This window comes from Robertmurraya kyonggiensis, assembly GCF_005116465.1.
GTDB lineage: Bacteria > Bacillota > Bacilli > Bacillales > Cytobacillaceae > Robertmurraya > Robertmurraya kyonggiensis.
This window is the reverse complement of record NZ_SWBM01000001.1, coordinates 1-13,906: the sequence shown is the minus strand read 5'-3', so window position 1 is coordinate 13,906 and position 13,906 is coordinate 1. Positions and strand designations below refer to the sequence as shown.

The following is a 13,906-nucleotide window of genomic DNA, read 5'->3' as shown; positions in this document are numbered from 1 at the left end:
TATCTCATTCTCTTAACTCTTTTCCTGTAATTGTGATAAATGCATCATCCATCGTCCCTTTCACCACTTGAAACCCGATGATGTCATCTTTGCATTGCTCCAAGATGGGCAGTGCATCAAGAGTTGAAGAAAGTTTGACAGTTAATGTGTCTACTCTTACCTCATATTCGTGTCCTGCCTGCTCTAGGATGTCGCTTAACTTCTCAATATCTGCACCGTGAATTTCAAGATAATCCGAACTATACTCTTCTTTTATTTGCGATGGTGTTCCTTTGGCCACAATCTCGCCATTATCGATCACCACCACATAATCTGCGTTCGCTGCTTCCTCCATATAATGAGTCGTGAGAAAAACGGTCATTCCTGTTTCTTTTTGGATGTCGCGAATCGTTTCCCACACCCGTTGCCTTGTTTGCGGGTCAAGTCCTGTAGTCGGTTCATCTAAAATAAGAATTTTAGGTTGATTAATAAGTGCTCTCGCAATATCCGCTCTTCTTCTTTGGCCACCTGACAACTTCCCGTACGGCTGATTCAAAAAGCCTCGAACCTCCGTATAATCGATGGCAGATTCCATTCTCGTTTTTAGTTCGCGACCCTTTAACCCATAGAGACTTCCTCTACACTGAAGATTTTCTTTTACCGTCAATAAGTCATCCTGTAGATTATTTTGAAAAACAATCCCCAACTCCGAACGGATTTTACTATCATCTCTACCAATCTCGTAACCATCGATTATCAGACGGCCTTCATTCGGTTCTAATAAGGTGCTAAGGATATCAATGGTCGTCGACTTCCCCGCTCCATTCGGCCCCAAAAAAGCAAAAAGCGACCCCTCTTCCACATAAAAATCAATCCCCTTAACAGCCTCGATACTGCCATAGGATTTCTTAAGACCTGACACTTCAATTATTTTATTCATCTGGTACAGTACTCCTTAATTTTTGGTTAGCTTTTAAAAGTGTATTCGAGTGGTGTGTTATGTAAGAACTTTTCCTAAAATATCCATTTGATATTATTAATATATCATAGGAGATGTTAAGGGGAGGTAAATTTTGTGTGAATTAGAGGTTAAACCCTAAAGGTTTTTACTTAAGATAAAAGCATCCATTGGTACTTAACAAGCTTCCTTTTTCTGTTGCAAACTTGTCTATTACTCGACCAACTTAAATTATGTATTTGTCTTAGTTACATGTAAGACGATCCAATTGAATGGACATTCATTCTATTTCTTCCTTTTTTTATAAATACATTTGTTAATTAAAGAAGCCTGTTAGATATTCCAACAGGCACGAAAAATTTTAGTTTTATTATTCAATTGATTTATATTCTCCCGTACTTTGACTCTTAAAACGTTTAATAACATCATATGCTAGTAATCCAAACGCTATTATTAGTAGGGTAAGACTAATTGGGCTGGTAACAAATTGTATAAGTGATCCTTTTGAAATAATCAATGACTGACGAAGTGATTGCTCCATCTGATCTCCTAAAACTAATGCCAGTATAAAGATAGCTGGTGATAATCCTACGACTCTCATAAATAAACCTAATAGACCAAAAATTAACACTAGCCATATGTCATTAATCGAATTGTTAATAGAGAATGCCCCTATTAATGCAAAAACTAAGATTAACGGCATTAATACTCTTGTTGGTATATCTAATATTTTCACAAAAAATCGAATCATAGGCAAATTTAATATCAATAAAACAATATTACTTATATAAAGCGATGCAATTACCGCCCAAACTAATACAGGTTGCTCTGTCATAAGCTGAGGTCCTGGTTGTATTCCATACATCATTAGTGCTCCTAACAATACAGCAGTTGTTCCCGAGCCCGGAATACCTAATGTTAATAATGGCACTAGTGCTCCACCAGTTGCTGAATTATTAGCTGTCTCTGCAGAAGCAACTCCTTCTAGTGCACCCTTTCCGAAAGTTTCCGGTTTTTTCGAAAATCTTTTTTCTACTGAATATGCTATAAAAGAACCCAACGTACTTCCTGAACCGGGAAGTAAACCTGAGAGAAATCCAATAATTGAACCTCTTCCAATAGGTGCAGCAGTATGTTTAAAATCCTGCTTGGACGGCATAAGTTTTCCAGTGATCGATAAACGTTTATCAGATTGTCCTTGTTTTCTAGTTGCTAGAAAATGTAAAACTTCACCTATACCAAAGACCCCAATAATTGCCACAATAACATCAATGCCATCAGTTAAATGAGCGATTCCCAATGTGTTACGTGTTACTCCACTTTGTAAATCAGTTCCTATAACTGCCACACCTATTCCCAACGCTAAGGATAAAACACCTTTTATTATAGAGTTTCCAATTAAAGTAACTGAGAGAATTAACGCAAACAACATAATGGCCATATATTCAGTTGGTCCAAATTTCAACGCAAATTTACTTAATGGAATTGCAATTATCATAAGTAAAATTACTGAAAAAGTTCCACCTATAAAGGAGCCAATTGCTGATATTGCTAGTGCAGGTCCCGCTTTTCCCTTCTTTGCCAATTCGTAACCATCTATTGCTGTCATTACAGATGATGCTTCGCCAGGAACTTTTAATAGTATGGAGGTCAAAGAGCCTCCATACATAGCACCACAGTAAACCGCAGTCATCATGATTAACCCACTCTCAGGACTAACACTAAAGGTTACCGGGATTAGCAATGCAACTGTTGTTGATGGCCCTAACCCTGGCAATATTCCTACAATTGTACCTAATAACGCACCGATTAGCGCTGCTAATAAATTTGAGGGTAACGTCGCTGTTGATAAACCCTGCATTAATAATTCAAATGCTTCCAAATTAACTCCCCCTTATATAACCCCTAGTAGACCTGTAGGTAGAGGTACCTTTAACAAAATTACAAAGAGTAACCAAAATACTATAGTTATAGAAGTTGAGATAACTATGTTTTTCCACCAAACCCCTTTGTTCATTCTGTTCATAACTAAAGACATGAAAAATATAGTTGAGATGATTGTTCCTAATAACGGTAACAAAGCTATATATATAATGATTATTAGAACAAATGGAAGTATCATCTTAATTTCATATCTCCCAAATTCCTCTTCTCCGTCTTCAACTTTATTATGAAAAAATATTAATAAACTACTAAGCAAAATTATTACACCTGCTACGATAGGAAATGTTTTAGATCCCAAGAGGTCCATGGTCATGCCATGTGGTTCTTTAATACTGAAAGACAAAATTATATAAAAGATTCCAAAGAGACTTCCTAATACGCCGGTTAGTTTATTTTTTATCTCAGTCATTGTTCTCAACCTACTCTGCTAATCCAATACTTTCTAAAAGATTAGCCATAATTTCTTTTTCCTCTTCAAGCTCTTCTTTAAACGTTGCTGAATCTGCATATGCATCAAACCAACCGTGCTTTTCTAGTAGTTCTTTCCATGTATCAGTTTTTACTAACTCTCCAAGTTTTTCGTCCCAATATTTAACTGCTTCTTCAGGCATATTAGGAGGACCGAATATGCCTCTCCAATGTAAAATTGAAACATCTATACCCATTGATTTCCAAGTTGGGATGTCAGCTAATTCACCATTTAATTGCTCTGGTGATGAAATTGCTAGAATACGTGCATTTCCGGCTTCGACATGTTGAATTGCTTCTGATAAACCAGTTGAAATGACCTGAATATGTCCACCTAATAGTTGTGTCATTAAGTCTCCACCACTTTTAAATGCAACAACTGGTATTTTAGTAGGGTCGACCCCATATTCCATAGCTGGACGTAGGATATTCATTTGGTCATTACTTGGTATTGTTCCTACACCAAACTGAACTGCTGATGGATCTTCCTTAAGATCATCTAGGATTTGTTTGGCGTCTGTATAAGCTGAATCTTCCTTGACTACCCATACTAAATATTCAGTCATCATTCTTGCAATTGGAGTAACTTCCTCAATCCCAAGATCCGTTGTACCAACAATTTCGTTCACAAATACTCGATTTGATTCTGTTAAAAGTGAATAAGGATTATCATCTTGTTTTTCAATATACGCACGGGCTTCATTTCCTCCTCCACCACCTAGGTTTTTAATCGTGAATGGCTGATCCTGTAAATCTGCTTTCTTTAGTGCTTCGTCAACCACCCTAGCAATCGTATCCAGTCCGCCACCAGGACTCCCTGCTGCGACTACCTCAATTGTCTTGTTTGGATAATTATCTGTCGAAGTTGTTGAGCTACAAGCAACCAAACTTGCAACCAAACCTAGAATTAATAAAACCTTTGAAAATTTCATCATCATAATAATTCCCTCCTAGTCTATTAATCTTAATTTTGAATCAAGTTAAATTGTTTATGTTTTTTTAGATATGGTATTAAGCCACCTTCATTCAAAATCGATAACATAAAGTCTGGTAATGGTTGAACTTTAAATGTTTCTCCTGTCATTTCCCGTACTATAATTCCTTCTTTAAAATTGACTTCTAAGAATTCACCACCCTCAATGGTAGCGTTTTCAAATTCTAATACCGGTAATCCAACATTAATTGCATTTCGGAAAAAGATCCTTGCGAAAAGAGGTGAGAGTACACCAGCAATTCCAGCAGCTTTAATTACTGCTGGTGCTGCTTCACGCGAAGATCCGCATCCAAAATTTTTACCAGCTATAATAAAATCACCGGGTTCTATCTTTTTTGAAAAATCCGGCTCAATATCCTCCATTAAATAGGGAACCATATCACTAATATTCAATTTAGACTCCTTATGCTTTGCAGAAATGATATAATCCGTATTTATATCCTCTCCTAAAACATGAACCCTCCCTCTTTGTATCATCAGTACACCACCTTTTTAGTATTAGTAATTTTCCCCTGAAGAGCAGACATTGCAACGGTTGCAGGTGAAGCTAAGTATATATTTGCTTTGGGATTACCTAGTCTTCCAGTAAAATTCCTGTTCGCTGATGTAATAACAACTTCCCCATCTGAAGGAATTGCAAAGTGTGCCCCTCCTGAGCATCCTGAACATCCAGGAACACCAATAATTGCTCCAGCTTTTATTAAAGTCGTAATAATCCCTTCTTCAAGCGCTTTTACATATACTTCTCTTGATGCAGGTGTTACAAACAAACGAACATTGGGATTTATTTTCTTCCCATCTAAAATAATTGCTGCTTCTCTTAAATCTTCTAATCTTCCATTTGTACAAGTCCCTATAACAGCTTGATTAATTGTAATTCCTTCTGCTTCTCTTAAATCTTTTACATTATCAACAGTAGAAGGAAGAGAAATTTGCGGTTCAATCATACCTAGTTCAATCAATATCTCTCTTTCATAAACAGCATTTTCATCTGCTGTTATTCCAACAAAATCTTTTTCAATATTCCGTTCCTGTAACCATTTTTCCAATTTTTCATCACAGGGAAAAATAGCAGTCTTTGCCCCCATTTCAATAGCCATATTAGACATCGTCATACGACCATCTACTGATATTGAAGCCAAACCTTCTCCTGAAAATTCAAGGGCCTTATAAGTTGCACCATCAGCACGTAGTAGTTTTACGATATATAACACTATATCTTTTGGTGAAACTCCTCGATTAAGTAACCCTTTTAACTCAATTTTTATACTTTTTGGAACCTTTAACCATAACTTTCCTGTTAACATAGCAGCTGCTAAATCACTCGAACCTACTCCTGTTCCAAATACGTTATATGCTCCATAAGTACATGTGTGTGAATCTGTACCTAACACCAGATCACCTGGCTTAACATATCCTCTTTCTGGAATTATTTGATGGCAAATCCCTTCTCCTGGTCCAATAAGTTCAACTTCTTGCTCATTAGCAAATTGTCGCATCAATTGATGAATTGATGCTGCTGCTTGATTTGGAACATTCGGTGCATGATCAATAACCAATTTCACTTTTTTGTGATCAAAAACTCGCTCTCCACCCAACTCTTTAAAAATATCAGGAGCCTGTGGACGATTTCCATCGTGTGAAACAAGTAAATCAACGGAAGCAACAACTAATTCACCACTTTTAACGTTTCTTCCAACTTTTTTTGAGATTAATTTTTCAACCATCGTTTGAGGCATGTGGTAATTCCTCCTTTTTTTCTGTTTCTCGAGTAATGTAAGAGCCGCCCAACAAAAAGATTCCACTCAAATAAAATACCGGTGATAGTCCCCCAACAGTGCCAATTAATCCAAATAATAATGGAGCAATTACTTGTGAGAATCGATTTGTCGCTAATCTCAATCCAAGCGCTTCAGCTTTTCTAGATACTGGAGATGCGTTATAAATTGTAGACATCGATAAGGGTTGCCCACATCCTAGTCCTGCTCCCATGAGTGCTGCAAATATATAAAATCCAATAATGTTGTCGAAGACAGGTATACATATAAATGCTATACCTGCAATAGCAAGTGTACTTAATAACACACGCTCTCTCCCAAAACGGTTTATCAACATTGGTAAAGCAGACCGAACTGCAACTGATGCTAGCCCCATTACGGTTAAAATCCAACCAATTGTTGAAACAGAATACCCCACCGACTCAGCGTAGATAGGAAAATACGCAATATAGATATCTCGCGAATACAATACAAGAGAACTTGCGAGTAGAGCTTTTCTTAAATTAGGAATTTTCAGTAAATTAAACGCCGATTTACCCTTAGTTTTCTCATCTTCTTTTTCCTCTTCAATCTTTCGTTTAATTACAGGTAATAAAATTGCTAATATTATCGGAGCAATCCCAATTAATGTTGCAATCAAGTATGAGAAATGATAGCTATAATGCTCAGCCAAGTATCCTCCTACTACTGGTCCGATTAGAGTTCCTAGAGCAACACCAAGACTAAAATAGCTATAGTTTTTATCCCTATTACTTGATGTTGAAACAGTTCCAATCATATTTTGCAGATTTACATTAATAAAAATCTGTGATATTCCAATTAGCGCCTGTGAAACATACAATGCCCACATTGATTGAAAGACAAATGGTAAACATATCCCAACTGTAACTCCAATCGTCCCTAGAATGGTCGGGATGCGATCTCCTATTCTATCCGATATTTTTCCAATTGGTATTGCCAAAAGTAATGGAAAAAATGCATATGTAGCAGTTAGATAACCAATTTCAGCCATATTTGCTCCCAAATTCGTGGCATATAGCGAGACAATCGGCCTTGTTATGTTGATCATAATTTGATAAGTTAATGCTATCGCTACAACTATTCTGACTACCATGTTCTCACCTTACTGTCATCTATAATTGTAATAGCTTTGTTAATTCCCTTACATCTGAACAATCCTCTAAATGTAGTATTACTTCTTTTAACTTTTCCACCTTATCAATAGGGAAAATCGTCTTTACTAATTTCTCAAACTTTGTTTTTACTTCTCCATCTGTTAATGGAAAATACGAACTTCCTCTCGCATGTACCCTATTTCCTCTAAGTACACTACCATTTTTTAAATGAACTTCAAGTTCAATAGCGTGACGACCTTCTCTACCTAATTTATCTAATCTTTCAACTGGAATTATCTTTATTTTGTTTATTAGATTTAAAAGTGTAGGGTCAGCAATCCGTTCTTCGTGATACTGATCTATGAAACATTCTCCATCTGTTAACGTAACAGCAACAGCATACGCTAAATTCATTTGAGCCCCAGTCATTCCAGAAGGTACATATTCCCAACCTACATGTTTCTTTGTTGTTGAGGTTGTATATATGATAATTTGATTTACATTTTCAGCATTTAATCCAGAATGCTGTTCTAATAATTCTAAAATAACATCAATCGAAGTATGATTACTTCCACAACATGCGTAAGCTTTAAATCCTACATTTATTACTTCAAATTCACAACCTAAATTTACAAGGGCATCCTCTGGTCGAACATTATCTGCAAAACTAGTAAAAAATCCACCATATTCTGCTTCCAATACATCAGTAATCCCAGTAAAGCCCATCTGAGAAAGAATTCCCGCATATACACCAGACTGAGCAGAACGCCCTGCATTCATTCTTTTAGCCATGGCTCCGTACTGAGCAGACATTAACCCTGCTGATTGAGTACCTGCGATTCCTAGGGAATGTGAAGTTCTATCTTTGTCTAGGTCTAATATTTTGGCTACTCCTGCTGCCGCGCCAAATACACCTGATGTTGCCGATGGATGGAACCCTCTTTTTAATTGAAGTGCTCCTGAAGCAACCCCAACACGGCAACCTACTTCGTAACCAGCTAACACAGAAAGTATTACTTTTTCTCCATTAATTACTTCACCCTCTAAAATCCTTTTCTCAGCTGTGGCAAGTACTGCTGGAATAACTTCAGCCCCAGGGTGGATGACTGCTATTTTATGTAAATCATCAATTTCAAAAGACTGAATAAGTGTTCCATTAACTAATGCAGCCAAATCAGCAGGAATTTTTATATTTGTACCGAAAACAGTTGCCTCATCAGCTTTACCAAAGGACTGACCAAATTGTATGGCTAGTTCACCCCAAGGAAGCTTAGAACCATACAACCCACATGCAAGCGCATCCAAAATACAAAGTTTTGTTTTCTCAATGACATCTCTTGGTAGGTCCTTCAATTTTAGTGCAGAAGTAAATTCACTTAATTCCTTTGTTACAGAAGGTACTACTCTTACATGAGATGCCATTACTTAACCTCCTCTGTAAATCGCAAGTATTTATCTTCAATTTTAGACACTTCATGTAGTCTAAATAGAGTCTGTCTTTCCTCCCACGTACATATAAGGTGTTGAAGCTTTGCCTGATCACCATCATTTTGTAAGATAGTCAGCGCATCTTTAATTCCTTTTACGGCAGCACGTAATGCTGTATTTGCACAAATCATAATTTTAAATCCCATTTGCTCTAGTTCCTGAGCACTCAATAATGGAGTCAGTCCTCCCTCGACCATATTTGCCATTTGAGGAATTCCCTTTAGCTCCGTAGCTATTCTTTCGAGTTCTTTTAATGATTGAGGAGCCTCTACAAATGTAACATCTGCTCCAGCTTCAGCATAAGCATGTGCACGGTCAAGTGCATCATCGATTCCATGGATTGCTCTCGCATCAGTTCTTGCAACTATTACCAAATCAGGATCCTGTCTTGTATCTACAATTGCTTTAATCTTATGAACCATCTCTTCTTTTGAAATTACTTGCTTACCTGCGAAATGCCCACATTTTTTTGGAGCTAATTGATCCTCAATTTGAATACCTGCTGCACCTGCACGTTCAAATTCTTTTACAGAACGGATTACATTAATTGCATTTCCATACCCTGTGTCCATGTCTGCAAGAATAGGAATATTAGTAACATCCGTCATTTTGGTTACTTGTTGCGCCACTTCAGTCATTGTTGTTAGTCCCACATCAGCAATTCCTAATTGGCTATTCGAAATACCTGCTCCAGTTGCTAGCATAGCTTTGAAACCCGTTTCTTCGATAAGCCTAGCAGACATGCCATCAAACCCACCTGGCATTACGAGAATACCTTTTTGATTAATCAATTCTTTAAACTTTGTAGTTTTTCTCATATATTTACTCCTCCATTTCTTCTCTTTGTGCAATATACTCTTCGATTGACTTGACTGCTGACTTTAGACTGTTATTTATATGAAGTTTCATTGCATCCTCTACTGCTATTGCATCCCTCTTTTCAATCAAATTAAAAAGATCTTGATGCTCCTCTGCCGCAGTTTTACTACGCATCGAGTCTCTAATTGGGCCAATTCTTCTATATCTGCTGATCTTATCATTTAATTGTAATAAGATTTTTACGGCAGTTTGGTTATTACTAATCGAATATAGATAGTTATGAAACATACTTCCATAGCGAACGACATCTTTTCTATTATCTAATAGCGACGCTTCAACTATTAGCTTCGTAAACGTTCTCAATTCTTTGATGTCATTTTCTGATGCTTTTAATGTTGCCTCTCTTGCAAGTAATCCTTCTAGCAAACTTCTTACTTGGAAAATCTCATTCACTTCATGAACACTAATAGTAGAAACTTTCAATCTGCCATTTGTCTGTCTACTAATTAACCCTTCAAACTCCAAACGCTGTAAAGCTTCTCTTAATGGTGTCCTACTGATACTCAGTTCCTTAGCTACCTGATCTTCTATAATTGGTGAATCGGGTACTAAATCACCGTTAATTATCTGTCCTTTTATATACTCGTATGCAATATCTCGAGTTGATAACCTTCTTGTATTAATTGTTTCCAATTTACAGCACAACCTTTTCAATATTCAGAATAATACTTTTATATATGAATAATTGTATACAATTATTCTTTTATATTCAACTGTTATTTTAGATTTTTTAGAATTTTCACTTTTTCAAAAAGAATATTTCAATAAATCCCTCTATACCTTTAAGAAACTTATAAAGGTTTTAGCATTTCAATGTAACAATCCTTAAACAAATTTTTTCAAAATTCAATAAAATAAAAAAAGTTCCCCACAATTTGTGAGAAACTTTTTTTATTTATGATACCGGTGGTCGGGGTCGAACCGACACTCCAGAAGGAACACGATTTTGAGTCGTGCGCGTCTGCCAATTCCGCCACACCGGCATATTCTTATTGTCTAAAGTAAGCTTTTCAGTAACTCAAGACAAAGTATATCTTATCACGATAATACGATTCTGTCAAACCATTTTCATATTGATTTTACTGCTGAAAAATACAGTTTGCTTCCCACTCTTCTCGCAGCAATCCCATCCGAATGGAATCATAATATTCACCGTCATAATAGCGTACTTTTCTTATCCTTGCCTCTTCCTTCATTCCCAGCTTTTCTCCAACCTTAATCATTCTCACGTTCCCAGACCAGGTTGTATAACCGACACGAACTAATGGCAAGGTATTAAACAGGTGATTAGTCCACATTCGGATAACCTTTTTTCATAACCACCGTTCCAATATTTCGGGTCATAAATGACAATCCCCATCTCCAGCCATTTAGAAGGCTCATGCTCCCAATAATACCCCACTGTCCCGATGACCTCACCATTAACCTCAATCACCCAACGTTGCTCGTGATCCACATAGTCATCTTTGTTTGTTAAAAATTCTTCATAAGAGATTTGCTTCAATTTATAATAGGGTGCATCCCATTTTTTCCACTCTGGAGACTCATCCTTATAAATAAGCTCCCACAGTCTTTTTAAATCTTCATCCTTTATTGGTCTTAATCTTAATTCATTCTCATGATAACTCACTTCAACACCTCAACTGCTAGATTAATAGATTATAAAGTAAACTCTTCCTTTAAAATTGAATAAACTTTTAGATCATGATGCTTTCCTTTAATAAACATACTCTTTCTATTAATCCCCTCAAAAGACATGCCTACTTTCTCCATTACGCGAGCAGATGCAAGATTATCAACCAGGCATCTTGCTTGAATACGTACAAGTTCCATCTTCCCAAATCCATATCGGATAATAACCTCGGCAGCTTCTGTCGCAATTCCTTTTCCCCAATAATCAGGAGCAAGGACATACCCAATTTCCGCACTCTGATGATTCGGCTTCCACCACACGAAATCAATCGTGCCAATAAATTCACCAGTCTCCTTATATTCCATTCCCCAAGGTGCAACCTTCTGATTTGCATATTGGGCGAGAACAAAGCTAATAAAGGCTTCTGTATCCGTTGTTGTCTTATGCACATCCCAAGTAACATACTTCGCTACCTCTACATTCGAACCATAAGAAAACATCGCTGCTGTATCTTCAGCCGTTATTTTTCTTAAAATGAGCCGAGGCGTCTCTATACTCGGTAAATCCTTATAAATGTCCTCAATCTCCATTTAAATCACCTCTGGAAAATTTATGTAGTTATAAGGACAGATTTTAACAGATATTTCGAAATCTTACAATAATAATTCCGTTCATAAAAAAAAGATCTAACCAAATGGTTAAATCTTTTGTCGTATGTATTTTAGTAGCATTTCTTCATTTAAGAATGGTGCCGAGGACCGGAATCGAACCGGTACGGTAGTCACCTACCGCAGGATTTTAAGTCCTGTGCGTCTGCCAGTTCCGCCACCCCGGCTAGTTAAAACACTAGCATTATATTTTAAAATGGAGGCGGCAACCGGATTCGAACCGGTGGATAAAGGTTTTGCAGACCTTGGCCTTACCACTTGGCTATGCCGCCATAATATATTGGAGCGGAAGACGGGATTCGAACCCGCGACCCCCACCTTGGCAAGGTGGTGTTCTACCACTGAACTACTTCCGCGAAATGGCTGGGCTAGCAGGATTCGAACCTACGAGTGACGGAGTCAAAGTCCGTTGCCTTACCGCTTGGCTATAGCCCAATAATTTAATATAAAAATGGGGCGATCGATGGGAATCGAACCCACGAGTGTCGGAGCCACAATCCGATGCGTTAACCACTTCGCCACGACCGCCATAATAAAATTGGCAGGGGTAGTAGGAATTGAACCCACACCAAAGGTTTTGGAGACCTTCGTTCTACCTTTAAACTATACCCCTATATTTAGAAACTAATCTTTCTTAAATAAAAAATTATGGAAAGCTATTTTACCTCACTACGTTCGGTAAAAAGAAAGCTGTACGTTATTTTCTCCTACGTTGAAAAAACGTTGGTGGAGGGGGACGGATTCGAACCGCCGAACCCGAAGGAGCGGATTTACAGTCCGCCGCGTTTAGCCACTTCGCTACCCCTCCAAGTATATATATGCAAAATTCATCTTAGAAATTATAAAAATGGTGGCTCAGGACGGAATCGAACCGCCGACACAAGGATTTTCAGTCCTTTGCTCTACCGACTGAGCTACTGAGCCAACATATAAATGGCGGTCCGGACGGGACTCGAACCCGCGACCTCCTGCGTGACAGGCAGGCATTCTAACCAACTGAACTACCGGACCAATAAAGTTTTAACTTTGTTAAAACTTTTGATTGCGGAGGCAGGATTTGAACCTGCGACCTTCGGGTTATGAGCCCGACGAGCTACCAGACTGCTCCACCCCGCGATAATAATATTTATAATTCATTCACCGTAGTGAAGAATTATGGAATGTTATTTTACTACGCTACGCTTCGTAAAAAACACTGGTGGAGGATGACGGGATCGAACCGCCGACCCCCTGCTTGTAAGGCAGGTGCTCTCCCAGCTGAGCTAATCCTCCATATTGTTCCTTATTTTCACTATCGTGAAAAATAAGTGGAAAGCTATTTTACTCCGCTACGCTTCGTAAAAAGCATTGGTGACCCCTACGGGATTCGAACCCGTGTTACCGCCGTGAAAGGGCGGTGTCTTAACCGCTTGACCAAGGGGCCAGAAATTTTAAAATAATGGCGGAGAGCAAGGGATTTGAACCCTTGAGACAGGTTTTGCCCGCCTACACGATTTCCAATCGTGCTCCTTCGGCCACTCGGACAGCTCTCCGTATGGCTCCGCGGGTAGGACTCGAACCTACGACCGATCGGTTAACAGCCGATTGCTCTACCACTGAGCTACCGCGGAATAATGATATAATAGATATGCAGCCCGGCAACGTCCTACTCTCACAAGGGGACAGCCCCTAACTACCATCGGCGCTGAGAAGCTTAACTTCCGTGTTCGGTATGGGAACGGGTGTGACCTTCTCGCCATCGTCACCGGACCTAAATATTTATCAAGACATATTCTATTATACTGATTTATACCATTATTTCAAGAGAAAATTAAGGACACTTATTTTGCTTACGCAAATAACTAAGGTCAGTTTTTTTCACTGTCGTGAAAAAACTTTATTCCCTCAAAACTAGATAATGCTGAAGAAGAAGAATTACGAAAGTAATCTATTTGGTTAAGTCCTCGAACGATTAGTATCAGTCAGCTCCACACGTCACCGCGCTTCCACCTCTGACCTATCA

The 13,906-nt window shown here is 38.1% G+C and carries 11 protein-coding genes, 15 tRNA genes, 1 rRNA gene and 1 pseudogene; all 28 read right to left on the bottom strand.

The window, feature by feature from the left end; genetic code table 11:
- Positions 1–4: 4 nt before the first annotated feature.
- Entirely contained in the window at positions 5–919 is a 915-nt protein-coding gene (locus tag FA727_RS00145; RefSeq protein ID WP_136828736.1) for an ABC transporter ATP-binding protein, read from the bottom strand.
- Between the two features lie 388 nt (positions 920–1,307).
- Positions 1,308–2,798, bottom strand: coding sequence for a tripartite tricarboxylate transporter permease (locus FA727_RS00140; RefSeq protein ID WP_246041635.1), 1,491 nt, complete (start codon positions 2,796–2,798; stop codon positions 1,308–1,310).
- A gap of 33 nt (positions 2,799–2,831) precedes the next feature.
- A complete protein-coding gene (locus FA727_RS00135; protein WP_136828734.1) occupies positions 2,832–3,290 on the bottom strand; it encodes a tripartite tricarboxylate transporter TctB family protein in 459 nt (152 codons plus the stop codon).
- Positions 3,291–3,300: 10 nt separating this feature from the next.
- On the bottom strand, positions 3,301–4,287 hold the full coding sequence (locus FA727_RS00130) for a Bug family tripartite tricarboxylate transporter substrate binding protein (RefSeq protein ID WP_136828733.1): 987 nt from the start codon (positions 4,285–4,287) through the stop codon (positions 3,301–3,303).
- Between the two features lie 26 nt (positions 4,288–4,313).
- Positions 4,314–4,820, bottom strand: coding sequence for a LeuD/DmdB family oxidoreductase small subunit (locus FA727_RS00125; RefSeq protein WP_136828732.1), 507 nt, complete (start codon positions 4,818–4,820; stop codon positions 4,314–4,316).
- Positions 4,820–6,082 (bottom strand): 3-isopropylmalate dehydratase large subunit, encoded by a 1,263-nt coding sequence (locus tag FA727_RS00120; protein WP_136828731.1) that lies wholly within the window; start codon positions 6,080–6,082, stop codon positions 4,820–4,822. The genes FA727_RS00125 and FA727_RS00120 overlap by 1 nt, the downstream gene beginning before the upstream one ends.
- Positions 6,063–7,235, bottom strand: a complete 1,173-nt coding sequence (locus tag FA727_RS00115; protein WP_136828730.1) for an MFS transporter — start codon at positions 7,233–7,235, stop codon at positions 6,063–6,065. The genes FA727_RS00120 and FA727_RS00115 overlap by 20 nt, the downstream gene beginning before the upstream one ends.
- Positions 7,236–7,254: 19 nt before the next feature.
- A complete protein-coding gene (locus tag FA727_RS00110) occupies positions 7,255–8,658 on the bottom strand; it encodes an MmgE/PrpD family protein (RefSeq protein WP_136828729.1) in 1,404 nt (467 codons plus the stop codon).
- Positions 8,658–9,542 (bottom strand): isocitrate lyase/PEP mutase family protein, encoded by an 885-nt coding sequence (locus FA727_RS00105; protein WP_136828728.1) that lies wholly within the window; start codon positions 9,540–9,542, stop codon positions 8,658–8,660. The genes FA727_RS00110 and FA727_RS00105 overlap by 1 nt, the downstream gene beginning before the upstream one ends.
- Positions 9,543–9,546: 4 nt before the next feature.
- On the bottom strand, positions 9,547–10,236 hold the full coding sequence (locus tag FA727_RS00100; protein ID WP_136828727.1) for a GntR family transcriptional regulator: 690 nt from the start codon (positions 10,234–10,236) through the stop codon (positions 9,547–9,549).
- 268 nt (positions 10,237–10,504) lie between these two features.
- Positions 10,505–10,586, bottom strand: a tRNA-Leu gene (locus FA727_RS00095).
- A 96-nt stretch (positions 10,587–10,682) separates the two neighbouring features.
- Positions 10,683–11,233: pseudogene (locus FA727_RS00090) on the bottom strand (GNAT family N-acetyltransferase).
- Positions 11,234–11,262: 29 nt separating this feature from the next.
- Positions 11,263–11,826, bottom strand: a complete 564-nt coding sequence (locus FA727_RS00085) for a GNAT family N-acetyltransferase (protein WP_136828726.1) — start codon at positions 11,824–11,826, stop codon at positions 11,263–11,265.
- Between the two features lie 156 nt (positions 11,827–11,982).
- Positions 11,983–12,071 (bottom strand) — tRNA-Leu (locus FA727_RS00080).
- A gap of 30 nt (positions 12,072–12,101) precedes the next feature.
- Positions 12,102–12,176 (bottom strand) — tRNA-Cys (locus FA727_RS00075).
- Between the two features lie 9 nt (positions 12,177–12,185).
- Positions 12,186–12,260: transfer RNA gene (locus FA727_RS00070), tRNA-Gly, on the bottom strand.
- Between the two features lie 4 nt (positions 12,261–12,264).
- Positions 12,265–12,339, bottom strand: a tRNA-Gln gene (locus FA727_RS00065).
- 17 nt (positions 12,340–12,356) lie between these two features.
- Positions 12,357–12,432, bottom strand: a tRNA-His gene (locus FA727_RS00060).
- 11 nt (positions 12,433–12,443) lie between these two features.
- Positions 12,444–12,517, bottom strand: a tRNA-Trp gene (locus tag FA727_RS00055).
- Between the two features lie 111 nt (positions 12,518–12,628).
- A tRNA-Tyr gene (locus tag FA727_RS00050) sits at positions 12,629–12,712 on the bottom strand.
- Between the two features lie 40 nt (positions 12,713–12,752).
- Positions 12,753–12,828, bottom strand: a tRNA-Phe gene (locus FA727_RS00045).
- A gap of 10 nt (positions 12,829–12,838) precedes the next feature.
- Positions 12,839–12,915, bottom strand: a tRNA-Asp gene (locus tag FA727_RS00040).
- A gap of 31 nt (positions 12,916–12,946) precedes the next feature.
- Positions 12,947–13,020: transfer RNA gene (locus FA727_RS00035), tRNA-Met, on the bottom strand.
- Between the two features lie 80 nt (positions 13,021–13,100).
- Positions 13,101–13,176 (bottom strand) — tRNA-Val (locus tag FA727_RS00030).
- Positions 13,177–13,252: 76 nt separating this feature from the next.
- Positions 13,253–13,327, bottom strand: a tRNA-Glu gene (locus tag FA727_RS00025).
- A gap of 16 nt (positions 13,328–13,343) precedes the next feature.
- Positions 13,344–13,436: transfer RNA gene (locus tag FA727_RS00020), tRNA-Ser, on the bottom strand.
- Positions 13,437–13,439: 3 nt separating this feature from the next.
- Positions 13,440–13,514: transfer RNA gene (locus tag FA727_RS00015), tRNA-Asn, on the bottom strand.
- 22 nt (positions 13,515–13,536) lie between these two features.
- Positions 13,537–13,653, bottom strand: a 5S ribosomal RNA gene (gene rrf / locus FA727_RS00010).
- Between the last annotated feature and the right edge of the window lie 253 nt (positions 13,654–13,906).

Coding starts and splice junctions, on each gene's coding strand:
- FA727_RS00145 (WP_136828736.1), bottom strand. CDS start 919: ATGAATAAAATAATTGAAGTGTCAGGTCTTAAGAAATCCTATGGCAGT.
- FA727_RS00140 (WP_246041635.1), bottom strand. CDS start 2,798: ATGCAGGGTTTATCAACAGCGACGTTACCCTCAAATTTATTAGCAGCG.
- FA727_RS00135 (WP_136828734.1), bottom strand. CDS start 3,290: ATGACTGAGATAAAAAATAAACTAACCGGCGTATTAGGAAGTCTCTTT.
- FA727_RS00130 (WP_136828733.1), bottom strand. CDS start 4,287: ATGATGATGAAATTTTCAAAGGTTTTATTAATTCTAGGTTTGGTTGCA.
- FA727_RS00125 (WP_136828732.1), bottom strand. CDS start 4,820: ATGATACAAAGAGGGAGGGTTCATGTTTTAGGAGAGGATATAAATACG.
- FA727_RS00120 (WP_136828731.1), bottom strand. CDS start 6,082: ATGCCTCAAACGATGGTTGAAAAATTAATCTCAAAAAAAGTTGGAAGA.
- FA727_RS00115 (WP_136828730.1), bottom strand. CDS start 7,235: ATGGTAGTCAGAATAGTTGTAGCGATAGCATTAACTTATCAAATTATG.
- FA727_RS00110 (WP_136828729.1), bottom strand. CDS start 8,658: ATGGCATCTCATGTAAGAGTAGTACCTTCTGTAACAAAGGAATTAAGT.
- FA727_RS00105 (WP_136828728.1), bottom strand. CDS start 9,542: ATGAGAAAAACTACAAAGTTTAAAGAATTGATTAATCAAAAAGGTATT.
- FA727_RS00085 (WP_136828726.1), bottom strand. CDS start 11,826: ATGGAGATTGAGGACATTTATAAGGATTTACCGAGTATAGAGACGCCT.